Origin of the sequence: Saccharophagus sp. K07, assembly GCF_014336955.1 — a bacterium.
Lineage (GTDB): Bacteria > Pseudomonadota > Gammaproteobacteria > Pseudomonadales > Cellvibrionaceae > UBA5868.
Genome location: NZ_QRAI01000003.1, coordinates 340,268 through 366,563, shown reverse-complemented (window position 1 = coordinate 366,563; position 26,296 = coordinate 340,268). Strand labels below are relative to the sequence as shown.

Annotated in this window: 20 protein-coding genes; 9 read left to right on the top strand and 11 right to left on the bottom strand. The window is 52.6% G+C overall.

Annotated elements, in window-relative coordinates; all coding sequences use genetic code 11:
- Window positions 1-17 precede the first annotated feature (17 nt).
- From glyQ to DWB84_RS11260, 4 genes are read left to right on the top strand one after another with little or no spacing between them, the layout of a single operon-like run.
- Entirely contained in the window at window positions 18-1,121 is a 1,104-nt protein-coding gene (gene glyQ / locus DWB84_RS11275) for a glycine--tRNA ligase subunit alpha (protein WP_187409894.1), read from the top strand.
- A complete protein-coding gene (gene glyS / locus DWB84_RS11270) occupies window positions 1,118-3,196 on the top strand; it encodes a glycine--tRNA ligase subunit beta (RefSeq protein WP_187409893.1) in 2,079 nt (692 codons plus the stop codon). The genes glyQ and glyS overlap by 4 nt, the downstream gene beginning before the upstream one ends.
- The gene (gmhB, locus tag DWB84_RS11265; RefSeq protein WP_187409892.1) at window positions 3,193-3,747 is read left to right on the top strand and encodes a D-glycero-beta-D-manno-heptose 1,7-bisphosphate 7-phosphatase; all 555 of its coding nucleotides are present in this window, start codon (window positions 3,193-3,195) and stop codon (window positions 3,745-3,747) included. The genes glyS and gmhB overlap by 4 nt, the downstream gene beginning before the upstream one ends.
- A gap of 3 nt (window positions 3,748-3,750) precedes the next feature.
- Entirely contained in the window at window positions 3,751-4,503 is a 753-nt protein-coding gene (locus DWB84_RS11260; protein ID WP_187409891.1) for a 1-acyl-sn-glycerol-3-phosphate acyltransferase, read from the top strand.
- A gap of 236 nt (window positions 4,504-4,739) precedes the next feature.
- On the opposite strand, the gene DWB84_RS11255 is transcribed toward DWB84_RS11260, so the two are convergent.
- From DWB84_RS11255 to DWB84_RS11245, 3 genes are all read right to left on the bottom strand, one after another.
- The gene (locus DWB84_RS11255; protein WP_187409890.1) at window positions 4,740-5,672 is read right to left on the bottom strand and encodes an alpha/beta hydrolase; all 933 of its coding nucleotides are present in this window, start codon (window positions 5,670-5,672) and stop codon (window positions 4,740-4,742) included.
- Window positions 5,673-5,911: 239 nt separating this feature from the next.
- Window positions 5,912-7,039 (bottom strand): TRAP transporter substrate-binding protein, encoded by a 1,128-nt coding sequence (locus DWB84_RS11250; RefSeq protein ID WP_187409889.1) that lies wholly within the window; start codon window positions 7,037-7,039, stop codon window positions 5,912-5,914.
- Window positions 7,040-7,464: 425 nt separating this feature from the next.
- A complete protein-coding gene (locus DWB84_RS11245) occupies window positions 7,465-8,001 on the bottom strand; it encodes a hypothetical protein (RefSeq protein ID WP_187409888.1) in 537 nt (178 codons plus the stop codon).
- A 323-nt stretch (window positions 8,002-8,324) separates the two neighbouring features.
- Here DWB84_RS11245 and DWB84_RS11240 point away from each other — a divergent pair, with 323 nt between their 5' ends.
- Genes DWB84_RS11240 through DWB84_RS11225 form a run of 4 tightly spaced genes read left to right on the top strand, consistent with a single transcriptional unit; the run spans window position 8,325 to window position 13,385 of the window.
- Window positions 8,325-9,710 carry a hypothetical protein gene (locus DWB84_RS11240; protein ID WP_187409887.1) on the top strand — a complete coding sequence of 462 codons (1,386 nt, stop codon included), beginning with the start codon at window positions 8,325-8,327 and terminating at the stop codon, window positions 9,708-9,710.
- Complete coding sequence (locus DWB84_RS11235) at window positions 9,700-12,501, top strand: tetratricopeptide repeat protein (RefSeq protein ID WP_187409886.1); 2,802 nt, start codon at window positions 9,700-9,702, stop codon at window positions 12,499-12,501. The genes DWB84_RS11240 and DWB84_RS11235 overlap by 11 nt, the downstream gene beginning before the upstream one ends.
- 9 nt (window positions 12,502-12,510) lie before the next feature.
- Window positions 12,511-13,107, top strand: coding sequence for a tetratricopeptide repeat protein (locus DWB84_RS11230; RefSeq protein WP_187409885.1), 597 nt, complete (start codon window positions 12,511-12,513; stop codon window positions 13,105-13,107).
- Window positions 13,104-13,385 (top strand): hypothetical protein, encoded by a 282-nt coding sequence (locus tag DWB84_RS11225; protein WP_187409884.1) that lies wholly within the window; start codon window positions 13,104-13,106, stop codon window positions 13,383-13,385. Before DWB84_RS11230 ends, DWB84_RS11225 begins: the two co-directional genes overlap by 4 nt.
- Window positions 13,386-13,430: 45 nt before the next feature.
- Here DWB84_RS11225 and tssH read toward each other — a convergent pair whose 3' ends face one another.
- From tssH to tssA, 8 genes are all read right to left on the bottom strand, one after another.
- Window positions 13,431-16,112, bottom strand: coding sequence for a type VI secretion system ATPase TssH (gene tssH / locus DWB84_RS11220; protein ID WP_187409883.1), 2,682 nt, complete (start codon window positions 16,110-16,112; stop codon window positions 13,431-13,433).
- 107 nt (window positions 16,113-16,219) lie between these two features.
- Complete coding sequence (tssG, locus tag DWB84_RS11215; RefSeq protein WP_187409882.1) at window positions 16,220-17,335, bottom strand: type VI secretion system baseplate subunit TssG; 1,116 nt, start codon at window positions 17,333-17,335, stop codon at window positions 16,220-16,222.
- Window positions 17,299-19,131: a type VI secretion system baseplate subunit TssF gene (gene tssF, locus DWB84_RS11210; protein WP_187409881.1), complete on the bottom strand. Its 1,833-nt coding sequence runs from the start codon at window positions 19,129-19,131 to the stop codon at window positions 17,299-17,301. The genes tssG and tssF overlap by 37 nt, the downstream gene beginning before the upstream one ends.
- Window positions 19,124-19,621, bottom strand: a complete 498-nt coding sequence (gene tssE / locus DWB84_RS11205; RefSeq protein ID WP_187409880.1) for a type VI secretion system baseplate subunit TssE — start codon at window positions 19,619-19,621, stop codon at window positions 19,124-19,126. Before tssE ends, tssF begins: the two co-directional genes overlap by 8 nt.
- Complete coding sequence (tssC, locus tag DWB84_RS11200; protein ID WP_370589706.1) at window positions 19,621-21,159, bottom strand: type VI secretion system contractile sheath large subunit; 1,539 nt, start codon at window positions 21,157-21,159, stop codon at window positions 19,621-19,623. Before tssC (DWB84_RS11200) ends, tssE begins: the two co-directional genes overlap by 1 nt.
- A gap of 59 nt (window positions 21,160-21,218) precedes the next feature.
- Window positions 21,219-22,709 (bottom strand): type VI secretion system contractile sheath large subunit, encoded by a 1,491-nt coding sequence (tssC, locus tag DWB84_RS11195; RefSeq protein WP_187409879.1) that lies wholly within the window; start codon window positions 22,707-22,709, stop codon window positions 21,219-21,221.
- A 1-nt stretch (window position 22,710) separates the two neighbouring features.
- Window positions 22,711-23,229, bottom strand: a complete 519-nt coding sequence (gene tssB / locus DWB84_RS11190) for a type VI secretion system contractile sheath small subunit (RefSeq protein WP_187409878.1) — start codon at window positions 23,227-23,229, stop codon at window positions 22,711-22,713.
- Between the two features lie 27 nt (window positions 23,230-23,256).
- A complete protein-coding gene (gene tssA / locus DWB84_RS11185) occupies window positions 23,257-24,366 on the bottom strand; it encodes a type VI secretion system protein TssA (protein ID WP_187409877.1) in 1,110 nt (369 codons plus the stop codon).
- Between the two features lie 336 nt (window positions 24,367-24,702).
- Here tssA and tagH point away from each other — a divergent pair, with 336 nt between their 5' ends.
- Window positions 24,703-26,289: a type VI secretion system-associated FHA domain protein TagH gene (tagH, locus tag DWB84_RS11180; RefSeq protein ID WP_187409876.1), complete on the top strand. Its 1,587-nt coding sequence runs from the start codon at window positions 24,703-24,705 to the stop codon at window positions 26,287-26,289.
- Window positions 26,290-26,296 lie beyond the last annotated feature (7 nt).

The following is a 26,296-nucleotide window of genomic DNA, read 5'->3' as shown; positions in this document are numbered from 1 at the left end:
GCGCCGCGGTTGTTACCATGGCCGAAGGACAGGCCAATCGCTATAATTGCGACCCTTCGTCCACTATTGGCGAGCAATTTGCTCCGCATTGGGAAATTCCAGCCGTGACTTCCTCAGACCAACATCACGCAGACAACACTCGCAAGACAAATGATCAATCGACCGGCGCACCGGTGGATGTCAGCACCTTCCAGGGCCTGATTCTGGCGCTTCAGCAATTCTGGGCTGAACAAGGTTGCGTCATTCTGCAGCCGCTGGACATGGAAGTCGGTGCCGGGACATTCCATCCAGCCACCTTCCTGCGCGCCATAGGGCCGGAAACCTGGAACACGGCTTACGTGCAGCCCAGCCGCCGCCCGACCGATGGCCGCTACGGTGAAAACCCCAACCGCTTGCAGCACTACTATCAATTCCAGGTGCTGCTCAAGCCGTCGCCGGACAATATTCAAGAGCTGTATCTGCAGTCTCTGCAGCGTCTCGGCATAGACACCCGCATTCACGACATCCGCTTCGTGGAAGACAACTGGGAGTCGCCGACCCTTGGCGCCTGGGGTCTTGGTTGGGAAGTATGGCTCAACGGTATGGAAGTTACCCAGTTCACCTATTTCCAACAGGTCGGTGGTCTGGAGTGTTATCCCGTTTCTGGCGAGATCACCTACGGCTTGGAACGTATCGCCATGTACCTGCAGAACAAGGATTCCATCTACGACCTGGTGTGGACCCGCAATCCCCAGGGCGATGTGGTGACCTACGGCGATGTGTTCCATCAGAACGAAGTGGAAATGAGCCACTTCAATTTCAGCCACGCCAATGTGGAATTTTTATTTAAAACCTTCGACGAATGTGAAGCGGCCAGCCAGCGCCTGATCGAAGCCAGACTGCCGCTGCCCGCCTATGAAATGGTGATGAAGGCTTCCCACGCATTCAATTTGCTCGACGCCCGCTCCGCAATTTCCGTTACCGAGCGGCAGCGTTACATCTTGCGCGTGCGCACCCTGGCGCGCGCCTGTGCCCAAGCCTATTTCGATAAGCGTCTGGAGTTGGGCTTCCCCTTGGCCCCGCCTGAGCTGCGCGAAGAAGTCATCAACAAAGCCAAGGCCGCCGCTGGAGATAGAGCATGAGCGAGAACATCCATAACTTTTTGGTGGAATTGGGCACTGAAGAATTGCCACCCAAATCGCTGCTCACCTTGAGCACGGAGTTCCGCAATCAACTGGAAGCCAGCCTGAAAAATCTTGGCGTGGCGTTTAACTCGGTTTCGCCCTTTGCGTCACCGCGCCGATTGGCGGTGCTGATCGAAGGCCTGCCTGCAACTACACCCGTTAAAAGCGTGACCGTTTGGGGGCCACCGGCCAATGTCGCCTTTGCCGACGGCAAACCCACCAAAGCAGCGGAAGCTTTTGCTGCGAAGAACGGCATCAGCGTGGCCGAACTCACCACCGCCAGCGATGGCAAGGTGGAAAAACTCAAGTGCGACGTCAAAACCGGCGGCGAGTCGCTGACACAATTGTTGCCCGGTTTGGTCGACCACGCCCTCGCGCAATTGCCGATTGCCAAGCGCATGCGCTGGGGTTCCAAGCGCGACGAATTTGTCCGTCCGGTGAAGTGGTTGGTGATGCTGTTCGACGAGCAGGTCATTCCTTGCACTATTCTCGGCGTCACCTCCGGCAACCAAACCCGCGGCCATCGTTTCCACTGCAACCGCACGCTCACCATCCCTTCTGCCACTGCTTACAAAAAACTATTGCTGGAAGAGGGCAAGGTGATTGCCGACTTCAACGAGCGCCGTGACAACGTGCGCAAACAAGTGATCGCTACTGGCGAGAAACTCGGCGGTCAGGCGGTGATCGATCCCGATTTGTTGGATGAAGTGACCGCGCTGGTGGAATGGCCAGTGGCGCTGGCGGGTCGATTTGAAGAGCGTTTCCTGGCCGTGCCTGCAGAAGCGCTGATCTCGTCCATGAAGGAGCACCAAAAATATTTCCACGTGGTGGATAAAAAAGGCGCGCTGCTGCCGCATTTCATCACCCTCGCCAATATCGAAAGTGCCGACCCGGCGCAGGTGATCGCCGGTAACGAAAAAGTGATTCGCCCGCGCCTGTCCGACGCGGCTTTCTTCTTCGAGACCGACAAAAAACAAGCGCTGACCGACCACCGGGAAAAACTGCGCAACGTGGTATTCCAGGCGCAGTTGGGCACTCTGTTCGACAAGACCGAGCGCATTGCGGTGTTGGCTGGCTTTATCGCCCGCAAACTCGGCGCCGACGACCGCTGGGCCGAGCGCGCCGGGCGTTTGAGTAAGGCGGACTTGGCCACTGCTATGGTGTACGAATTCGCCGATATGCAGGGCATCGCAGGCTTTTATTACGGCCAGGATGATGGCGAAGAGAAAGAAGTTTATTGGGCGTTGAAAGAGCAGTATCTGCCCAAGTTTGCCGGTGACGAACTGCCGTCCACCACCACCGGCGCCATAGTGGCGCTCGCCGACCGTATCGATACCCTGGCGGGTATTTTCGGCCTGGGCCAGGTGCCCACCGGTTCCAAAGACCCCTTCGGCTTGCGCCGTGCGTCTGTAGCGGTGCTGCGCATTCTGGTGGAAAAAGGTTACGACCTGGATCTGCGCGATCTGCTGGAAGAAGCGGTGGAACTGTACCCGTCGCTGCCGCAGGGCAAAAAGTGCATCGACGTCGCGCTGAACTATATGCTCGAGCGCTTCCGCGCCTGGTATGAAGAGCAGAATATCCCCGCAGTGGTGTATCAGGCGGTTGCCGCCAAAGGCATCAACAATCCGCTGGATATCGACAACCGCGTGCAGGCGGTGGCGGCTTTCTACCAGCTGCCGGAAGCCGAAGCGCTCGCTGCCGCCAACAAGCGCGTGTCCAATATTCTGGCCAAACAGCCGGTGACCGACACCACGGTCAACGACGCCTTGTTGCAGGAGCCCGCCGAGCGTGACTTGGCGCAACAGGTCGCCGCTGCCAAGCAGAAAGTCGAGCCACTGTTCGCCAAGCGCCAGTACAAAGAAGCACTGGCAGAACTCGCCAGCCTGCGCGCCGCTGTCGACCTATTCTTCGACAAGGTCATGGTAATGGCGGAAGACCCGCAACTGCGGGCCAACCGTTTGGCGCTGTTGGCCGGTTTGCGCAGCCTGTTCTGGGAAGTGGCTGATATCTCGCAACTTGCGGTGAGTCAATGAATTTATGGGTGGTGCTGGACAGGGATGGAGTTATCAATGATCCAAAGGACGGCTGCATAAAATCCGTTGCGGAATGGGAGCCACTGCCCGGCAGTCTGGCTGCCATAGCGTCGCTGACCAAAGCCGGATTCAAAGTGGTTGTCGCCACCAACCAGGCAGGTCTTGCCAAAGGCCTGGTAAGCGTCGACGAGCTGGAGAAGATTCACCAAAGACTCTGCTCCGACGTCGAGCGTTTGGGCGGCCGTATTTATGGAGTGTTTTACTGTCCGCACGACGCCGATGCCGGTTGCGATTGCCGCAAACCGCGCACCGGCATGCTCGACGCCATCGAAATGCAGCTCGGCGCGGATTTGACCGGCGCACCTATGGTGGGCGACAGCCTGAAGGATATACAGGCAGCCCGCGCCAAGGGCTGTCAGCCGGTGCTGGTGCGCACCGGCAAAGGCACCCAGACAGAAACCACAACACTGCTGTGGCCCCGCTACGGCGTTAATACTCTGATCTTTGACGATTTGGCCGCGTTTGCCGAATCCCATATCCGAAACCGCTAACACATGCTGACACTGCGTTCCGCGATATTCGCGTTTGGTTACATCTTCTCCGGGTTCTGCTACGGCCTGCTGTCGTTATTTATCTGGGTTCTGCCGCCTATGGCGCGCCACCGCATTTTGATTTCCTGGTGCTGGCTGACGGTCGTCTGGCTGCGCCTGACCTGCGGGGTGCGTTATGAAATCCGCGGTCTGGAACATATCCGCAACCTCAACGGCCCCAAGGTCGTGCTCTCCAAACACCAGAGCACCTGGGAAACGCTCGCCCTGCAATACCTGTGCTTCCCGGCCTCTACCATCCTCAAGCGTGAGCTGCTCGATATCCCGTTTTTCGGCTGGGGTTTGCGCTGCCTACAGCCGATCGGCATCGATCGGGAAAACCCGCGCGACGCCCTGCGCCAAGTGAAAATCCAAGGTGTGCAACGCCTGCGCGCCGGCTTGAACCTGCTGCTGTTTCCCGAAGGTACCCGCGTAGCGCCCGGCACTCGCGGCAAATACGCCCGCAGCGGCCCGGAAATCGCCATAGAATCCGGCGCGCCTATAGTCCCCGTCGCCGTCAACGCCGGCCACTGCTGGCCACCCAAAAGCTGGATGCGCTATCCCGGTGTGATCACAGTCGTTTTCGGCGAACCTATAGATCCGGCAGGTCGCACCAGTAAAGAACTGATCACTCAGGTGGAAAACTGGATTGAGGGAGAGCTGGAGCGGTTGGAAGGTACCCCCGCGAAAGCGGCTTTGCCGCAGGAAAATCTCGGTTAACCAGAAATATTCATAGGAACAGAAAAAAGCCGCTGACGACCTCAGCGGCTTTTTTGTTTATGGCCTGGGGACTCACTTCACATTCAGATATTGCCCTCGGGGGAATTAAAGGGGGCACACTCCGACATTGGTGCAATTCCAGAGATTTAGATAGGCATATTTTCCCCGAAGGGCCGGAAACAAAAATGCCCGATGGGTTACATCGGGCATTCGCGGTAAATCAGAGGCAACGGAGCTTATTTCTTCAAAAACCCATTCACATCCAACCAGTGCAAAAACGCATCAAACCACTTGTTGCTGGTGCGATCTGGATTGCCTAAGCCAAAGCCGTGGCCGCCGTTCTGATACAGGTGAAATTCCACCGGGATCTTGGCGTCGTACCAGGATTTGATCACCCCAAACTGGCCGTGGAACAGGAAGTCGTCTGTGGCGATGGCGAAGAACATGGGCGGGGCGTTTTTGGGGACGTCGACGGCCTCCATGCTGCCGTAGATGGGTGCGATAAACGCGAGCTCTGCTTTTTTGGATTTCAACGCAGCTTCCATGGTCAGACGGGCGCCGGCGGAAAAGCCCATCATGCCGAGCTTCTTCATATCCACATTCCATTCTTTGGAGCGCTTCTGGATCAGCGCATAAGCGGCTTCCACGTCGGTGAGCGGGTTGGTGAGGTCCCACTGCGGACGCTTATGCGGCTCGCCAGTTTGTTGCGCTATTTTTTCCGCATCGGCAAACAGCTGCTTCATTTGCTCATCAAACGCTTCCAGAGTGCCGGCGGTCGGTCGCAGGCGGTATTTGAGGACAAACGCGTTGATGCCCTGGGCGGCGAGTGCTTCCGCCACTTCCCAGCCTTCATTGCCCATGGACAGCCACATAAAGCCGCCGCCCGGAGCCACGATCACGCTGGTGCCGTTGGCTTTTTTCGGATCGGCGAGAAAGGGAGTGAGAGTCGCTGTGGAGACATTGCGCACCATAGGGTCGCCCCACTGGCGGAACCAGGATTCCTTCTCCGGTTGATCTTTAACGCCCCCGGTACCCAGCGGAATAGCCTTGGGTTCTGCTGGAGCTTCCATTGGGTACATTTTGCCGTCCTGGGCAAAAACGGCGGCACTGAGGGTGCACATTGAGCCGAGAATCAGTGCCTTAAAGAAAGCGGTGACGTGTTGCTGCATGAAGTTTCTCCAGATTCAGCTAAAGGGAGATCAGACGTTAGGAATGTCTATAAGGAATTACAGGTATCGAGATGAGCATTCGTTTTTCTTGTGATCACTCATCAAGTCGTCGCAGTTGCATCAGGGAGAGAGCGTCCGCAGACGGTTTAAGTTATATCATATTATGAATATCAAGCAAGGAAGGTCCTCCAGAGTTAAAAATTAGCGCGCTCTGGAGGAATAGCAAATTCGAAGGGGGATCAGCGTTTCTCGTAGTAATAGTGTTCGCTGATTTTGTGATATTCGCTGACGTCTTCGAGAAATTCCCTATACGACTTCCACACGCGCGCAAAGGTTGGATCTTTCGCTGCGGTTTCGTCGTAAATTTCCCAGGCAATTTTTTTCAGCGTTTGCAAAACATCATCCGGGAAAGGGCGTACATCCACTTTGTGATGTTCAATCAGTTCCTTCAAAGCGGTGTTATTGCGCGCGGTATATTCGTCGTGCATATCCTGATTAATCGCTCTGGCCGCAGCGGTAATCATGGCCTGCAAATCCTCCGGCAGAGAGTCGTACAGTTTTTTATTAATAATAAATTCCAAACCAGGGCCAGGTTCCTGCCAGCCGGGGTAGTAATAATATTTGGCGATCTGCTGAAATCCGAAAGCGCGATCGTTGTAAGGACTCACCCATTCGGTAGCATCAATAACGCCGGATTGCAGCGCGGTATAAAGCTCACCGCCCGGAATATTTACCGCCGTACCACCGGCGCGGCTAAATACTTCTCCAGCGTAACCGGGAATGCGCATTTTCAGCCCTTTAAAATCGGCGAGGGATTTGATTTCCCGGTTAAACCAGCCGCCCATCTGCACGCCGGTATTGCCACCGGCGAACGGCACCAAGTTGAAGGGTGCGTAAACTTCGCGCCACAACTCCAAACCGCCGCCGTAATGAATCCAGCTGTTGAATTCGGTCGCGTTCATGCCGAAGGGCACTGAAGCAAAAAAGGAAGAGGCGGGGATTTTGCCTTTCCAGTAATAGGCGGCGCCGTGACCCATCTCCACACTGCCGCTGGACACCGCATCAAAAACGCCCATGGCCGGAACAATCTCATTGGCCCCGTAAACCGTAATCTGAATCCGCCCGTTGCTCATCTTGCGCAGCAGCTCGGCGAAATTCTCCGGCGCAAGGCCAATCCCCGGAAAGCGCTTGGGCCAGGTGGTCACCATGCGCCAGCGGTAAACCTCGCTGGTGTGATTGCCGTTGTCCACGGTGGTGGACATAACCTTTGGACTGCGAATCACCAGCGCCGCAAACAGCACAACACACAACACCAGCGAAGCCAACAAAGCCGCCGGCAACCACCAGGGGGTGTAACGATAGTTCATAAGATCCGTCCTGCGGTAGAAAAGCTAGGTGCGTAAGATACGCTGATGGCGGGAGTAATTAAAGCTGAGGGTCCAATTAGCGCGAGCGTAAATTTACCATGCATAGCGAGATTAAGTGCTTATCTGTGAAATATGTCGCTTCTAAAAATCGCCGCTATTGTTGTTTAACATCCGTAATTCCCTTTTTAAGGAAGAGGTATCAATGCAAGCTTTTGCAAAGTCGTCGAATTGTTTTCTGTAAAGACTAGTAAAGAAACTTGATCTGTTTTTGTTCGTAATGGAATAAACAGGGATTTCCGGTATTGCATTCGAAAAAGCTAATGCTCTATTTTCTGCAGAAATAAAGCCAGCATTTGCGTTAAAAATTTTATTGTTATTCTTGCAATGAGTCTCACTCATTAGAATGGCAAAATAAACAATCCAACTTAAATGTACCTATACCTACCATTCCTCTTCACCAGAAACGGAATTTTCTCCTGTGCAATAATTTCCCCTTTTCTATTGACGACATAAAAACTGATATGTTTTGGAATATCATCCGACCGACATTCGGCGGACCAGTCGAAGGTCATGCGGATGGGATTTTCTTTATCGAGTTCGTAGGAGGAACAAATAACGCCGGATTCTGATTTTACTTTCAGGTCACGATTGGGTTTTAAAAACAAGCCGTTGGTTTTGACAGAAACCTGCAGGCTTGGCTGATAGCCGTCACCCACCTGAATTTTTAATTCATAATCCGCGCGATTGATCTGGTAGACGGTAGGCATTTTGGAATTGCCGTAGAGCTTCTCCAGATTCAGTTTGCTGACAGCAACTACTTGAGCGCCGGGTGTTTTTTCCAGAGAGAGGTAGTAATAGTTGGTGCTTGTTGCAACACAACCTACAAAACCCATAGTTGCAAGCAGTGGAAACAGTTTTTTTGTCCAGGAAGTCATAGTGTCAACAAACGGTTTGCCAGCCATGATAAACGTGCAAATCTCCAGTGGGGGTGGTAGAGGGGGGATTTTAGAATATTTAAAGGATTTGTTGGCCTCTCTATTTTTGGCCGATGAATCAACTGGAGCCTTCCGACGACAGATCTAAAGCTTTCAACAGAGTCCATATCAGTCTGAAAGTGTGATCTGTTACGCGATTGAAGAGCGCAGCGGACAGCCTTTGAGTAAACCGGTAATATTCACACCCCATGCTGGCCGCAGGGACAGGATCAAAAAGCGCTGCGGCAGAATCCGATGAATACATGTACTTATAAGGGCCGGTCGTTGTCCGGTTCGACAGGTATATCTCCATGCTCCAATCCAGATGTTTGTACCAAGGCTGGTACCGGTCTTGGCTCCGCCGCCTGACGGCGTTGCTATTTGCTCCTTTTGCCCTTTGGTGTCTGGCCGCTGCTGCTGAATCCGAGGGAATTGATACGGCCGACTCCCGTTATCAGGCGTTCGTCGAGCAGTTCTTTCCCCCATATCTGCAAAAACATCCCCAGCCTTCTTTTGAGGATGTCGCGGCTTTGGCTACAGCAGTGACAGAGGCTGATGCCGTAAACGCTTTGGCGTTGGTGCGGGGCAATCTGGCATTGCTGCTTAGGAATGGCACTAAGAGGGAAACTGTTCCGTTGCTGGAGCGACTTTTCGATCTCAACGACGGCCCCACTCTGCAAGTGATTGCGGAGGGTTTGAAAAACGCCGGCGATCCGGTCGCCCTGTCGCGTTATTACTTCCTGCTCGCCAAATATCATGAACGACGCGGCAACTGGCGCGCTGTCAAAACCGCGTTGGGCACGGTTAATCCACGGCTTCTGAGCGCCGCCGACGCCCATTACTACCAGCTGTTAGGCGGCTATGTCGCCCAGGGACTCAAGGATCACCGCGGCGCGATCAAACATTACAAAACCATTCCGGAAGGGTCGCCGTATTTTGCCCATGCGCGCTTGAATGAAGGAACAGCATTGTTGCGCCAGGGGTGGTGGACGGAAGCGCATATGGAATTCGAAAAGGCCATTCGCGCAACCACGGATGCGGAATTTCGCAATCGCACCTTGACTGTGCTCGGCTACTCGCAGTTGAACTACGAATTTTATAAAGACGCGCGCAACAGTTTTCGCAAAGTGGCCCTGGACAGCGCATCGACTAATAAAGCTTTAATGGGAATTGGCTTGGCGGCGGCCTATCAAAGTGATTTCACCGGCGCCGCTAATGCCTTTGCTCTGCTGACGGAAAAATCCCCTGCAGATCTGAGCGTGGATGAAGCATTTTTATTATTACCACTCGCCTGGGCGGAGCTGGGTGATGAGGATGCGGCGTCCGTTGCCTATCAAGTCGCCATTCGTCATTACGAAAATAAAATGCAGAACCTCAAAAAACTGCAAAGCCAGCTCGCCGATAAAAACTATGACGACTTGCTGACGGCGGTTAATGAATTGGATCAAAGGGCAGCGGAGATTTATGGTTCCCTCGACGGCGTGCCGGCATTTTTGCTGGCGAATTATCAAAACCTGCTGCTTATGCGCGGGCACAGTTCCGCGCTGGGATTAGCGCAGCTGTTTGCCAATGTTTACGCGGACTATAAAAATCTGCTGCAACGCGTGGTGGAACAAAAAATCGAGCGGCGCTGGGAAATACTCAACCACTATTTGAGTCAGGCGAAATTTGGTGTGGCACAGCTTTATGACAAATAAAACAGTATTGCTGGCTGCATTTATATCCGGCGCGCTGAGCGCGTGTGCGAATCAGCCGCAGCAAACAGGCACGCTGGAGGATTTGGATAAACCCACCATCAGCTCCGAAAAATCGGAGATCGCCGCGCGCAACAAAGAGCAGATCAAGCGCGCCTACTACGAATACATCGAAGATGCGCCGGATCACGACAAACTTCGTATTGGCGCGGTAACGCGGATTGCAGAGTTGGAGCTGGAATTGGATGACCAGCTGAAAGCCGACAAAACCCCAATATCCGATTTGGATGATCCGGAATACGATCGCCGCGTGCGCAGCACCATCGCCTTATTGACTGATACGCTGACCAAATTCCCCAACGCACCGGGCAATGACCATCTGCTGTATCAACTGGCCAAAGCTCATGATCAGTTGGGCGAGACCGACGAAGCCATTGCGGCTTTGGAACAGTTGGTCAACCGCTATTCCACCACCGTCTATTTCGTCGAATCCAAATTCCGTATTGCCGAAAACGCCTTTGTCAAAAGCCATTATCTGGACGCGGAAATTGCCTACACCGATGTGATCGACGCGCACAATCCGGGTATTTTTGGCGAGCGGGCACTGTTCAAACGCGGTTGGGCACGCTTCAAACAGGAATTGTACGAGGATGCGTTGGATGACTTTTACGCGGCGGCGCGGCGCTACGGTTTCCGTCCTAATCAAAAGCTGGAAAAATCCGACCAGGAACTGTTCGACGAATATTTTCGTGCGATTGGCTTAGCGTTTATTTATTTAGGTGGCGAATCTGCGCTGGAATCCTATTTTGCGCGCAATCCATCGAACGATTTTATTTTTGAAAGTTATAAAACAGTCGCTCAGTTATATTTGACTCAAAATCAGTACTCAGACGCTGCCGCCACCTATGCAGGATTTGTTAAAAACAATCCTTATCACGCCCAGGTGGTAGAGGCGGATCTGGCAGTGGTGCGCATCTGGAAAGATGCCAAATTCTCCGATCAATACCGCCAGGCATTTGCCAGCTTTTATTCACGCTACGAACCCAATTCGGCATTTTGGCGTGATTCGCGCACCAAAGCCGACGAAAATGCAAAAAAATTGGCTACAGCGGCGATACGGGAAAATATTGTTTTGTTGGCGGCCTACGAACATTCGCGCTATCGCCAAAACAAAAGAAATGAACATTTAGAATCTGCCAAGATCTGGTACGAGCGCTATTTAAAGGATTATTCCAGCTACGCGCGCCAGGACAAAATCTATCAACTCTATGCTGAGCTACTCGGCCAAAGCGGCGCTAAGCGCGAAGCATTGCGTTACCACGAACTTGCAGCCTTTGATGGCAATATCATTCTGGATAAAGAATCGGCCTATGCGGCTGTTTTCCTGACCGATCAACTGCAGCGCGAAGCCGATGCCAGCGCCAGCCGCGCGTTGCTCGACAAACATCTGCAATATGCCGAACTCTACGCACAGCTTTATCCTACGGATAAACAAGCGGCCACCATCGTGCAAAACGCAGTGCAGCTCGCCTTCAAGAAAGGCCTACGCGAGCAGGTGATTGCACTGGCGAATATCCTGCCGGATTCCGCACCGGGACCTGTACGGGAAGAAGTGAATATTCTCAAAGGTCAGGCTTATTTCGATTTAAAAAATTACGAAGATGCGGAAAGTGTCTACCGGGATTTATTGGTGAGCCCATCGCTGCCAGCGAAAAGCCGACAGGATTTGGAAAACAAGCTCGCACTGAGTATTTATCGCCAAGCCGAAGCGGCAAAAAATGCGCAGCAGCCGGATTTGGCGACGCAAAGATTTTTGCGCATCGCCAAGGAAACACCTAAATCCGAACTGGCACCTGTCGCAGTCTACGATGCCATTGCGATTTTTATGGACACCGCGCAGTGGGAGCAGGCAATTCAATATTTGAATATTTTCAAGCGCGACTATCCAAACCATATATTGCAGAGCGAAGTCACCAAAAAACTATCGGTCGCTTATTTAAATGCCGACCGCGGGCTGGATGCTGCGCGCGAGTTTGAGAAATTGTCGGATTTCAACACCAATGAAAGCGAAAAAATGGCTGCCTTGTGGCAGGCGGCGGAATTGTACCGGCAAAAATCCGATTACTCCTCGGCCATTCGCGCCTATAGAGACTATGCACACGCTTACAAACAGCCCTATGCGCAAAATATGGAAGCCATGGGGCATTTGGCTGTGCTGTACGGCAAGATTGCCGATCAGGAGCGACGCCAATTCTGGTTACGTGCAATCGTAACTGCCGATGCCAAGGCGCCCAAATCGGAAAAAACCGAACGCACACAATATCTCGCCGCCAATGCTGCATTTGACTTGGCGGAACTGCGCCGGCTTGATTTTGATCGCGTGCGTCTGGCGCACCCGCTGCAGAAGTCGCTGCAGGATAAAAAGACCGCTATGCAGGATGCGGTGAAACTTTACGGACAGGCGGCAACCTATGGGCACAGCGAGTTTGTTACGCGGTCGACACTGGCAATCGGCGATATTTATCGCGCGTTCTCCAAGGCTTTGCTGGAATCTGAGCGCCCGCGCAATTTAACTGCCGACGAATTGGAACAATACAATATTCTGTTGGAAGACCAGGCGTTTCCTTTTGAAGACAAAGCCATCGAGTTTTACGAAACCAATGTCAGCCGTATTGCCCAAGGTACTTATGATCAGGCAGTTGAAACCAGCTTGCGTTATTTAAAAGATTTATTTCCGGCGCGCTATGGTCGACCTGCCAAAGTGGAAACCTTTGTTGCGCAACTCGATCCCTAGGATAGAAAAATGTTAGTCAAAACGTTTTGGAAAATAGGTTGCCTGACTCTGTGTTTATTACTGACGAGTTGTGCGACCAAACAACAAGTCGGGGCGCCTGTGGCAACCTCCGCCAGTATCACTTCACTGTTGCCTGTGCACGCAGAAATTTATCGCGACGCTTTATCCAAGTTGCAAAACCAGCAGCCAAAGGAGGCGGAAAAACTCTTGAAGGGTTTGCTGCGCCAGCGCACGGATGTACCGGAGTTATGGCTGAATCTTGCCTATAGCCAATATCAGCAAAATAAATGGAGTGAAGCGGAAAAAACCATCCAGAAGGTTTTAATTGCCTTTCCCAAAATTCCGCAAGCCCATAATCTCGCCGGTATTCTTGCGGTGGAGCAGGGGAAATTTAAAGCGGCGGAAAAACATTACGCCGACGCGTTGCAGTTGAATGCTGCATACAGTAATGCACTCTATAACATGGCGTTGCTGCAGGATATTTATCTGCAAAACGTGGCATCTGCGGTTCAATACTACAACCGTTATTTGGAGACGGCGCAAGACGATGAGGCGACCAAAGCCTGGGTGGAAAACCTGTCGCGCAGTCTGGGAGGGGCACAATGAAATCGTTAGTTGTATTAGCGCTGGGAATTGGTTTTCTGAGTACGACCGCAATCGCGCAAACCAACGACCGCATACAGCTGGAAACCATCGAAATCAGGGCGAACACGGAACTGCCGAAATACCTTTATGTGGTGCCTTGGCAGGATCGGAAAAGCACACGCAGAATCGAGCAAAGAGTGGTGCTGCACAATTTGTACGGCGATTTATTTGATCCGGTATTGCCGGCTTATATTCCGGAAGAAAAATTCGAAATGAATTCGGAGCGCGAAAAAAAATAAACCCGACTGTTACCAGTCGGGTTTTTTCGATCCTATGAAAAACGCTTATTGGATCTGATAGGTAAAACTGCCGTCTTCCGTACATCCCACATGAACGGCTTTGATTTCTTCGCCATTAGCCATGCGGCTCAAGCATTCAGAGGCCAGTTCCGGCAGCATGCTGCGGGTGAGAATATTCTCGATATTCCGCGCACCAGTATCCACTTCCTGACTGCGCGCAACAATATGTAATAACACGTCTTCGTCGTAAGTGAATTTCGCGTTGTAGCTCTGGCGCACGCGTTTTTCGATACGACGCATATTGATTTCGCAGATTTTCATCAAATCTTCGTCGTTCAACGGATAGTACGGAATAACCGTGGTGCGACCGAGGAACGCCGGTTTAAAGTAGCGCAACAATTGTGGACGGAAATTATCGAGCAGGGTTTCCGGATCAGGACGCTCTTCCGCTGCGGCGCACATGGCGCGAATATGCTCTTCGCCCGCGTTTGACGTCATGATGATAACCGTATTGCGGAAATCGATATCGCGGCCTTCACCGTCTTTGATGGTGCCCTTATCGAACAGGTTGTAGAAAATATCCTGCACGCCGGGATGCGCCTTTTCCATTTCGTCGAGCAATATCACGCTGTAAGGTTTGCGACGCACAGCTTCGGTCAATACACCACCTTCACCGTAACCGACATAACCCGGAGGTGAACCGAGCAGCATGGAAACCTTATGCTCCTCTTTGAATTCCGACATATTGATCACGGTGATATTTTGCTCGCCGCCGTAGAGCAGGTCGGCAAGCGCCAGCGCGGTCTCGGTTTTGCCCACGCCGCTCGATCCCACCATAAAAAATACGCCGATAGGTTTGCGCGGATCGGTGAGACCTGCGCGCGAAGTGCGAATGGCTTGTGCGATGGCTTCCAGCGCGTGGGGCTGGCCTATAACACGTTCACCCAAAAGGTTACCTAAATTCAGCACTTGCTGAATTTCATTGGTCACCATTTTGCCGACCGGAATTCCAGTCCAGTTGGCAACGACTTCCGCAATTGCCTGGCTGTCGACATTGATTTGAATCATGGGCTCTTCGCCCTGAATGTCTTCGAGTTTGGCAATCAATTCATGCAATTGCGATTTGATGGCCTGCAGTTCTTCCGACGTTAACGCTTGTTTGCCCTGATTTTCCGGTGCGTCGACCGGACGGCGCGACAATTGAAAATCGTCTTCGATTTTGTCTTGCAGCTCGTGAATTTGCGCAACAACCTCTTTTTCTCTCTCCCATTGGGTTTCTTGTCGTTGCAGCTTTTCCTGCAGTTCCTCGCGCTCTTTTTTCAATTGTGCGATGGTTTCTTCGCAATTGCCCAAAGTGGCATTTTCGCGTTCGAGGGAGTGAATATTGGTTTCGCACTGAGTGATGCGACGGCGCGTGTCTTCAATTGCCGCAGGTGTTGCACTTTGGCTCAGGGCAACGCGCGCGCAGGCAGTATCCAGCAGACTGACGGATTTATCCGGCAATTGACGTGCAGTGATATAGCGGCTGGAAAGGCGCACGGAATCCACAATGGCTTCGTCGAGAATGCGAACTTTGTGATGGTTCTGCAGCATCACCGAAATTGCGCGCATCATATCAATGGCTTTGCTTTCGCTCGGCTCTTCGATTTTGACGACTTGGAAACGGCGGGTGAGGGCGGGATCGCGCTCAAAATATTTTTTGTATTCAGCCCAAGTAGTCGCAGCGATAGTGCGCAATTCACCGCGTGCGAGCGCAGGTTTCAGCAGATTGGCCGCATCGCCTTGGCCTTCTTTGCCGCCTGCACCGATCAGCGTGTGGGCTTCGTCGATAAACATGATGATTGGCACTGGCGAGGCTTTGACTTCCGCAATAACGGATTTCAGCCGGTTTTCAAATTCCCCTTTGACGCTCGCGCCTGCTTGCAGCAGGCCGAGATCCAGGCTGCGCACCACAACACCTTTTAGCGGATCTGGCACGTCGCCAGCGGCGATACGCATGGCAAAACCTTCCACCACTGCGGTTTTACCCACGCCCGCTTCACCGGTGAGAATGGGGTTGTTCTGGCGGCGGCGAATCAGGATATCGATGATCTGGCGAATTTCTTCATCGCGTCCTAAAACTGCGTCGATTTTTCCCTGCTTGGCGGCTTCAGTGAGGTTGACGGTAAATTTATCCAGCGCTGGCGTCTTGCTCGGCGCGGCCACTGTATTTGGATCATCGACCGGAGCGAAATCATCCATCAATGAATTGGCGGATTCACCTGTTGTGCCGACAATTCCGCGAATAACCGGACGCAGAGATTCCGGCGCGATTTTGCGCAATTCCTCGACGTTGATTTGACGGCGCAGATTTTCATCCAACAGCAATGCACCTAGTACATGTGCAGAAGTCGCCACACTGTGGCCGAATTCCACAGATGCCAACAACCAGGCATTTTTTGCAAGATCGACGATATTGGGGGATAGGGCGGGAGCGCGGGTATTGCCGGCGCGGATGCGATCCAACTCGCTGTTCAATTGCTGCAGCAGTCGGCCGCTGTTGATTTCGTATTTTTTCAAAATCGCGGAAATGTCGTTGTCACTGGTTTCCAGAAGTTTGATAAGCCAGTGTTCGATTTCCACGTTGTAATGGGTGCGCGACAGACACAGGCCTGCGGCGCCTTCGAGGGCGGCGCGGGTGGGATCGTTCAATTTGCCCACGAGAGCCTTCAGGTCGATGCTGATCATAGGATTTCCTTTTCTGCTGTTGGTCTTGAGTGTTAAAGAATGGTTTGCTCGGTGCAAACCGATTTCCATATTTCTATGTTTTCGTTTTACCGGTTAACTACTGCCGTTTAATTCAGGCGCGCAGATGAAACTCGGATGTCCAGGGTTTCGTCGTTTTCTCCTTCGGAGGTGTCGCTGGCCAACCAAGTGTCCCAACCGATCGTCGGCGGTGCTGCTTGGCGCAGTTGAATACGGTTGGGTATGTGCTGGCGCGCAACCCGCAATACGTATTCCGCATCGAGTTCTGAGCCCGTGTACATCTTAACGATCTCATTCAAACGCCGCAGTGTGGTAGTACCGGGTGCGAAACGCTGGAATTGCTCGGCATTGAGAGGCCCAATATGCACCCGTATTTTGCCCTGAGCGAACCAGCCTTTACTACCCAAAATTGCCGAACGGCCCAGGCAGGCGTTTTGTCCCAGGGGATTGCCCGGATAGGGCAGGCGTGAACGCACGTCATCGATCAAATCGTGCCATTCGCCAATAAATTCCTCAATTTCCACCGGCACGTCGAAGTAATAGGTCAGCAGCTGGCGCAGGCCGCTGACGGGCCGGGTGCGTTGACTGAGCAGGCCGGCAAAAAACACCAGGGTTTCATGATGGATATTGAGCTGGTCCAGCAAATGATCGGTGCCCAGTCCCAACAACGACAAAATGGCGTGGGTGTGCGCGTCCAAACGCTCGCGCCGCTGTTGCAGCAGTTGATGGCGCTCGTAGGCGACCGGCAGGCGGTACTTCACCCCGGCCTGGTAAAACAGCGACACAATTCGATGATTGAACAGGTCGAGAAAATCCCGCAGGGATTCATCGCGCAGCTTCAGGCGCTGAAACAGAATTTCGGTGTAATGGAAGGGCAGAACACCGGTTGAGCCGGTCAAGCCCATAAAGCTTATGGTGACATGCCAGCGCGATCCGCTGTTATCCACCGGTTGGCGTTCGATGCGAATAATCTCGCTGCCGGGGAAACCCAGGGATAAATGGGTGGAAAAGCGCAATACTTCAGTGGCCGGAGGCGTAAATTGTCCGACTGGCCGATCGTTCATCGGCACTGCAGCGGGGCTGCGATTGTGCAGAATGGCCGAACGTTCGAGCAGGCGCACCGCCTGGAAAAATGGCACCAGTTCGGGCGACTGCAGCAACAATTCGACTACAGCAGAACTTTTTCGCCGGATCGCGGTGGACATTTCTTCAGGTATCCTTCTTTTCCTTTGGCGCGCACCAGGGTGCGGGTAAATGAATTAATCGGGCAATAAAGGGCAAAAAAGTGCTCGAGCACGGTGGCGAATAAGAAGCTGCTGCTGCCCGTCAACAGGTTTTCGTCCAGTTCAATTTCAACTTCCAGCCCGCGGCAAATGGTGGCGCGGCCGTCGATATTCAGCGGCGCGCTGATGGGTTTTGCCTGTACCGATTGTACGGATTCGATCACGCCGCGCGTTACGGAAGTTTCCTTGAAATCGTATAAACGCAAAATTTCCTTAAAGGCTTCCGTGGAATTGCCCTGACCACTGATCGACAAAAGATTCAAATTCAGATGCGAGATCAGACGCCAGCGCGCACGATTTTTCAGCGGCGGGCGAATGGTACTGGTCGGTTGCGTCAGACAGCGAATGCGGCTGCACGGCGGTGCGCCGTTGACGCACTGCAGGCGCGGGTGGTCGAGGGTAAAAGGCAATTTGTTCGGCAGATCCCGATTGCTGCAGATCGTGCTGATCACCAGTGTGCGATCAAACGGTAAATTGGGATTGAAATTGAGATCCACCAGAGACAGGTACATATCAGTACCTTCATCCCTTTCGTAAATTCCCATTTTGGCCGGCCGGCGTTGGCAGTACCAATAAGCGCGGCGATTATTGTTTTGCTCTTTGTGGGTCAAACCGTAAAACGGCAGATATTCGCTGCTTTCACCGGATGAAGTCGTTGCAACAACTTTCTCTACCGAATACACCTCGTAGCCGACAGGGCGGCGCGCGTCCGGAATAATTTGATATTCCATCTGCGTTTGATCAATTTTGATCGGATCAACCTTGTGGTGAAACAGGTTAACCATGGGCGTGCAGCCGAGCGCGAAAGAATCGGCGGACACGTTGTGTTCAAGTTCGATATCCGCCGCGTTGAAATAAAAATAAAAATCCAGGCGGTTGTGCGCATCGGCCGGAATACGGCCTTGTAAATCTATATCGATAAACATGAATTTTTCGGGGAAAACGAAAAATTCAGTCAGTAGGCGATAACCGATGGCGGAATTGGGCGGATAAGGCAGCAGTCCTTCTTCCGGGTTGAATCCCACCGCTTTGATTACGTGGCTTCCCAGGCGAATGGGATTGGTGTCACCTTCCGAGGCCGCGACAAAAACGTCCAGGCAACCGCTCAACAACAGTTGATACAAAGGGTAGGTGTAAAGCGGCTGACCTTTGAGAAATAAACGCAGTTTTTGCGGCGCAACTTCCTGCAGCGAGATGGCCTCGTTAAAGGTCTGCAAGGAAATTTTCAGTACGCTGGCAGCGCCGCGAACCTGCGCGGTACCAGGTGTTGCAAAAGGTCGGCCGATCAAGCTGGCGGTGGTGATTTTTACCGGCCAGAGATCGACATCGTAAATCGTAGTAAAGCGGCAATTTTCGCCCTGGAATTGTTCGGTCTCTACCAGCGTTTCCCGCGCGATACGAAAATGGCTGTCCAATTGATCTTCGTCCGGCACAAATTGCACGATCGACATGGAGGGAATAGGGCGTTGATAGTGCGGGAACATCACCCCCAGAATCGCATCGCTCAATTCCGGAAAATCGTCGTCCAGTTTGTGCTGAATGCGCGCATTCAAATAGGCAAAACTTTCGATCAGACGCGATGCGTGCGGGTCTTCGATAGTGTCGGTATGAATGCCCAACCGCCCGGCAATTTTCGGGTGTTCTTTGGCAAACTCCGCTCCCATTTGGCGAATAAAGGCGAGTTCTTTTTCGTAATACGGAAGTAATTCGTCAGCCATGTTTCGATTCTTCTACAGTGACGGCACGTAATACAGGTTCCAACACCGAATCAAAAACCACAATTTCAGGGGCTGGATCGGCGTACATGACCGCGTCTATACGAAAACGCAAAGTGCGATCGGATTTTTCGTCGTTATCGAGGTATCGCACAGACACGCTTTTAAAGCGCGGCTCAAAAGTGCGAATGATATTTTCAATGCTGCGAGTAAATTCCCGCCGGCGGGTCACATCCAACATATTGACGGTTGCCAGATCGGGCAAGCCGTAATTCATCAAACTGTTTTCCACCTCTTTTAAATTTTCCGGCGGAGACACAATGCGGAAGCGGCTGTTGAGCAGATTTTCCAAATCGCGCCGGACGCTGTTGCGCAAATCCTTCAATTTGCGCTGGCGGGTTTTTTCCGAATCGACAGAAATATCCGGCTCGTCGTCGAATAATCGGTCGAGAATCGATTCGCGTAAATTGCGGTCTTTTTCCGCTGGCGACATCAGTTGCCTCCTCCGGCTTGAATCAATTCCGTAACCAGCTCCAACTCGGAAACCATTTGATCGGCCTGGTAATGCGGCACCAAATGAATCACGCAAGTGTAATAGCCAGGTTTTGATGGATGCTCGCTGACTTTGACCGAAGCTTCCCGCAGTGGATAGCGCGCCTGGGTTTCCCAATCCAGATCTTCACGTCCGGTGGTGTACTGGAACAACCAGTCGCGCAGAAAATTTTCACACTCCTGCGCGGTGATAAAGGAGCCGATTTTGTCGCGGATCATCACCTTAATGTAATGCGCTACGCGTGAGGCGCACAAAACGTGCTGCAACATGCCCGCGAGTTTGGCGTTGATTTCCTGGTCTTTGCTGGTACCGCGGCGCACTTGATGAATCGACGGGTTGCTGTAGAAGGCAACATAAGGCGTTGCATAACACTGGCACAATGGCACAAAACCGAGCGTGCTGATGTCCCGTTCAATGGAGTCGGTGATGACTACGTCGGTAACGGGCTTGTAAGCCAAACCATCGGCGTCGGTGGAAAATGTATCGCACGGCAAATTCGTGACAATGCCGCCGCCGAGTTGATCGCGCGGCACACCGCGAATATGGCCAAACCAGCCAACGCTGGCAAATTCGCGAATCAAAATACCCGCAAATGCGTAACAGGCATTGCCCCACAAATAATGTTGCTGACTGTTTTTGCCGAGCTTTTCGTAAAAAAACAGGCCTTTGTAACTGCCGGGGGTGGTGCGGTAAGGACGCCGCATCAAAGTGCGCGGCAAGGTCAGGCCGATAAAACGCGTATCTGGTTTATTGCGCAGACTGCGCCAGCGGACATATTCGGTTTGGGCAAAAACCGCCTGTAAATTCAGCGGCAGGCGCAGATCGGCAAACTGGTCCAGGCCAAAAAGCTCCGGCGCAGCGCCAGCGATAAACGGTGAAAATGACGCTGCCGCGATTTCCGCCAAGCCTTCCAGGGTTGCTATGTCATCGTAAGGATGACCTTCCGAAGGTTTGTGCTGAATTTCGTAATCGCCGATCAGTACGCCGTAAGGTTCACCTCCCGGGGTGCCGTACTCTTCGCTGTAGATCTTGTGGAACAGCTGGCTCTGGTCGAACTCTATCGCCCGGCTGATATCCCGCACGATTTCAGCCCAACTGATATCCAATACCTTCAGTTTTGCGTTTTTGACGCTTTCCATCTGCACCGCCAAATACCAAAGCCCGCGCCAGCTCGCTTCCAGGGTTTGCAGACGGGGATGATGGATGATGGCGTTGAGTTGATCGTTGATCTTGTGGTCCAACTCGGAAATCGCGTGCTCAATTAAATTGCGCGCCTGTTCGGCGGTTGCAGGAAATGGCGCATCCGAACAATGATCAAACCAAAATGTCAGCGCCCGACGGGCGTCAGGTTCGGCGAGAAACTCGTCCAGGGTTGTGACGTGGGCTGGTCGGTAAAGTATGTCATCCAGCGATATAGAAGGCGGATGGTCCAGGCCTATGCCACTTTGTTGACCGGGCGGATCTAAGGAGGCAGGCACGAGGGAGTCCTTGTGAAGAAATGAACGGGGGCATTGCCCCCGCACTTTTTATTAGATGATTAGCCTGACTTAGGAATATTGGCCACCAAACGCAGAGACGCGGTGAGCTCTTCCATCTGCAGCCATGGACGCATCCAGGCAACGGCGCTGTATACGCCTGGTTGACCGGGCACTTCCTTAACCTCAATTTTGGCTTCCGCGAGCGGATAGCGCGCTTTCATTTCGGCGCTGGCGCCCGGAGTTGAGTTGACGTAGCGATTGATCCACTCGTTCAACCAGCGCTGCGCGTCTTCCGCTTCCATAAATGACCCGATCTTGTCGCGAGCCATGACTTTGAGGAAGTGCGCAATTCGTGAAGTCGCCATGATGTAAGGCAAGCGAGCGGAAATGGCCGCGTTGGCAGTGGCATCCGGAGTGGCGAATTTTTTCGGACGCTGAGTAGTTTGCGCGCCGAAAAATACTGCGTAGTCGGTGTTTTTGTAGTGGCTGAGTGGCAGGAAGCCCAATTTGCTCAATTCGGCTTCGCGGCGATCGGTAATGCCGATTTCAGTCGGGCATTTCTGATCCATATCGCCATCGTCACTGATGAAGGTGTGAGTGGGCAGACCTTCTACTTTACCGCCGCCTTCTGCGCCGCGGATCGACGTACACCAGCCGTATTCGGCGAAGGCGCGGGTCAGGGTGGAGCCCATTGCGTAAGCGGCATTCATCCAGCAGTAGTCATCGTGCTCGGCAGCGCGTGCGCGGCCGTCTTCACCGGGTTCGATCTCTTCGTAATCGAAAGCGTCGATGACTTTGGTGTTTTTACCGTAAGGCGCGCGCGCAAGGACTCGCGGCATGGTGAGAACAACAAAACGGGAATCTTCGGAATCGCGGAAAGAACGCCATGGAATGTATTCCGCGGAATCGAAGATTTTTTCCAGATCGCGCGGTCTGGAAAGTTCAGTAAAACTGTCGAAACCGAACATCTTCGGTGACGCAGCCGAAATAAACGGACAGAAACCTGCGGCGGCAACGTTTGACATTTTGCTCAGCAGAGAGACGTCTTCCGGGTGAGAAGAAAATTCGAAATCGCCGATCAGTGCACCGTAAGGCTCACCGCCCGCTGTGCCGAATTCGCTTTCGTAAATTTTCTTGAAAATCTGGCTCTGGTCGAATTCAACCGCCTTTTCCAGATCGCGTGCCAATTCTTTTTTGCTGATATTAAGAACGCGAATTTTCAGATCGCTGCCGGTCTCGGATTGAGAGACGAGATGGTGCAGGCCGCGCCATGAACCTTCCAGCTGCTTGAATTTATCCGCGTGCATGATTTCCGCCAGCTGACGCGACATGGCTTGATCAATAGCGGTGATCGCCGCATTGATGGTAACGGAAAGATTGCGGTCCCATTTCACAGTGCCTTTCAGGGCTTCTGCAGTCAGGGTTTTCAGCAGATCTTGCGCTTCATCGCGCGGAGTTTGTTTGGTGGCTGCAATTGCTTGTTCGAGAAAACTGACCTCGGTGGCTTCGGCAGCACTTTGGGTGGCCAGTTCAGTTTCTTGATTCGCCATCTTACTTATCCTCTCCATTGGCGGCGTCTACACCGAGTTCGCTGGAAAGCGAATTCAACGCCTCAGTATTCTTCAGAACATCTTCGAGAATTTTTTCGAGATCTTCAGAACGGTCTGCTTTGGTTAACAGGTCACGCAATTTATTGCGGGTTTCCAGCAGTTTTTTCAGGGGTTCAACTTGCTCGACGATTCGATGTGGTTCGAAATCCTCGATGCTGTTGAATTGCAGATTGACCGACAACTGCGAGCCGTCATTTTGCAAGGTGTTGTCGACCTTCAAATTGAGCTGCGGATTAATTTTACTCATCAGATCGTTGAAGCTTTCGCTGTCGATCTGGGCAAATTTGCGATCTTTGAGCGCTTTTTTACTATCCGTGTTATCACCGGAGTAATCGCCCATCACGCCCATCACAAAAGGAATTTCCTTTTTCTCTTGAGCGCCGTTGGCTTCGACTTCGTACGTGATGTGTACGCGGGGTTTTCTCACACGCTTCAGTTTGTCATGAATGCTTTCGGCCATTTTCCTAACCTCAATTTAAAGGTGAATTTATTCTTCCGTTTTTACTCCGGTGAGCTTGCTGTACTGTTCGAGCGCGCTCTTGTCTGAGATCAATTCACGCATTAACTCGAATAGTGGCATATTGCCCCATTTTACCGCTTTCTCTAACACATAAGAAATTGGCGAGTGAGGCTCCCGCTTGCGAAAAAATTCTGCGATTTCAAGCAGTTGCTTAAATGCTTGTTCGCGGGTTTCAAGCGGCCCGGCTGCTTTGTTGGCAGCGGCCGGTGCAGCGGATGGTGCTCCGTCATCCGTGGCGATCGATTCAGCGGTAGCTGCTGCATCTACCACTGGAAATTTGTCCTGTCCCAAGTGTTCAACAACACTCAAACATTCTTCTAATGTCGAAATAACAAGGCTGGTCGGCGGCGCGTCATAGGTGCCGCAATATTCGTCGAGACGGCGACTGATGGATCGGTAAAGCGCGATACATTCGATCAAATCATCGCGCAAATCGGTCATGTACTTGTCGGACGTTTCGCGTACGGCTTTTTCTATATCCTCATAGGTAAAGCCGAGTTTTTTGAATTCTTTTTCGCGGTTGTCGTCGCTCTGTATGCGCTGAGATGCCAATGCCTTTTGGCATTGCCAATAGGCAAATGGACCTACCGAGTTGCCCTGGGTAATGCGCGCTGTGCGGATAGCAGGGATCAGTACGCCTTCGTGTCCGGTGCCATTGAGGCCGGTGATCGGGGCAACTTTGGTTTCCAGACCGTCTTCATCGGGAACAGGATATAACTGTTCCCAGTGACGTTCCAGAAGGCCATCCAGAAGTTTGAAGCCATCGCGCAGACCGCCAAAACCGTGACGACGTAATAACGCCTCCGCATACCAACAAGCGACTTCGAGATCCTTGCTTTCCTGCAACAGGATCTTGGGAGCTAAATCCAAAACTTTGCGCCAGTCGTCGTCCGGGCTGCCAAGGTCGGCACCTGCGGCGTTCTTGCGCTCGATTTCCCGCGCGGAATTACGCGCAGTTTTGACTTGTTGATAAAGAGAGGTAGGGGAGGAGTTGAGGCGGCAATCCGTTCCTGTGGGCAGATCGTCTGATATTGGCGCGAGTAAGGCCTCCAAATCAATCAATGTCAACGATGCCATAACGTTTTCCTTTGATACTTACTTTATCGCGTGCGCTCGACGAATCCTTCTGCGGAGTCGCGGGCCGGTGTTCTTCCTAACAGACAACCCGGCAAATGCGCCAGTCTAGAGTACATCGGGCTGTCTGAAAAGTGCTCAACGCAAAATGCCGCAGACGCTCTGAGTGGTAAGTCCATCCGAGCTTTCATCCGGCAGTCGATGGATAATATACTACCCAGCTTATTTGAGGTACTCGCGCGGCAAATAGCATTAGCTTTCTGCCATCTCATCAGATAGGAACCACATCGATCGTTACACAATAATTAACCGTCGGGCGCTCGGTTCAGGAAGATTCGAATGACGTTGCAGCTCACCATCATCAAGTTCCCGCCAGGTATAACCCTCGCGGATGACCGCAAAACTTTTGGTCCTCAGGGCGGACTGATTGGCCGGGGCGTGGACAACGATTGGGTGTTGTCCGATCCAGAACGATTTCTCTCCTCCAAACACTGCCAGATCAGCAAGGAAGGCGGACAGTATTACCTGACGGATTTGAGTACCAATGGAACCTTCCTGAATGGTGCGGCGGAACCACTCGGTAGAGGTTCGCGTGTAGCTCTCAACGACGGCGACTGTTTTGACGTGGGAGACTATCGCTTCAAGGTAGCGCTTGAAACACAGGAAGACGCTTTTGCCGCGCATACATTTACGTCTACCTCGATTTCGCCGTTTGCCAATGTCAAAAGTAATCCCACCGCATTCGCGCAAAACGACCTTCCACAAAATGATTTTGCGCAAAACGGAATAAGCTCTCCGGAATCCATGTTCATGAGCAGCAGCTATGAAGGCCTGGTCAAGGACATAGTTCCGGATTCCATGAAAATCACCGACCCGCTGGTGGCATTGAGTCAGGCAGCGCAGGCCTTTGACAGTGGTAAACCCGCGGCGCAAAGCGATTCCTTTGGTGTAACGCCTTACGATGTGGATCCTTTTGCCGTTAATCCCTTTGTCCAATCGGGCAGCCAAGGGGACTCGGGAGATTTGCTGAGAGAAGCGGTAGCCTGGCCGGAGGTCAAACAAGAGCAGTCGATATTGCCGGAAGATTGGGCCGACGACATCAGTCTGATCGGTGTAGGCAAGAAAAAAAGCTCGTCCTTCGCCATGCGGGATGAAGACGCCTTGATCAAGGAAGCTACCGACGCTTTTAACGTGAAAGCCCGTCCAGAGCCGCCTTTCTCCAAGCCGGTCGCCAAAGAAAATCCGCAAACTCCCAAAGCGACACCGTCCCCCGGTGGAAGCGCGCGGCCGCGACCGCAACCTGAAGCGACAAATGTCAGCAGCTCTGGCAGCATGGATCGCACTTTATTGGAAGCCCTGGGACTGGGCGACGCCAACTTAAGCGATGAACAAATTCGTGAGATCCATCACACCATCGGTCTTATGATGCGCGAAACCCTCGATGGCCTTATGCAGGTGTTGCGCTCTCGCACCAGTATCAAGAATGAGTTCCGCATCAACATCACCACGATCCAGCCGGTAGAAAATAACCCGATCAAATTTTCGGTCAGTGTCGATGAAATACTCGACATCATGTTCCTGCGCCGGACGCGCGCTTATAAAGCGCCGCTCGATGCTATAGAGGAAAGTTTTCACTCCATTGCCGATCACCAATTGGCGGTAATCGCCGGAATCCGGTCGGCATTTCGCTCAGTGTTGGCGCGTTTTGACCCTGAACGTCTCGAAGAAGAATTTAAGCAAACCGGCAAAGGCGGTTTATTGCCGGGCGTGCTGAAAGGCAAATTGTGGAACGCCTACCAGGATCACTATCAGCGAATGGTCAACGATATGGAGCGATCGTTCCAGGATTTATTCGGTGACGAATTCGTGCAGGCTTATGAAGATCAAATGCGCAAGCTGGCAAATGCACGCAAACGCGATTTGTAAAACTGTC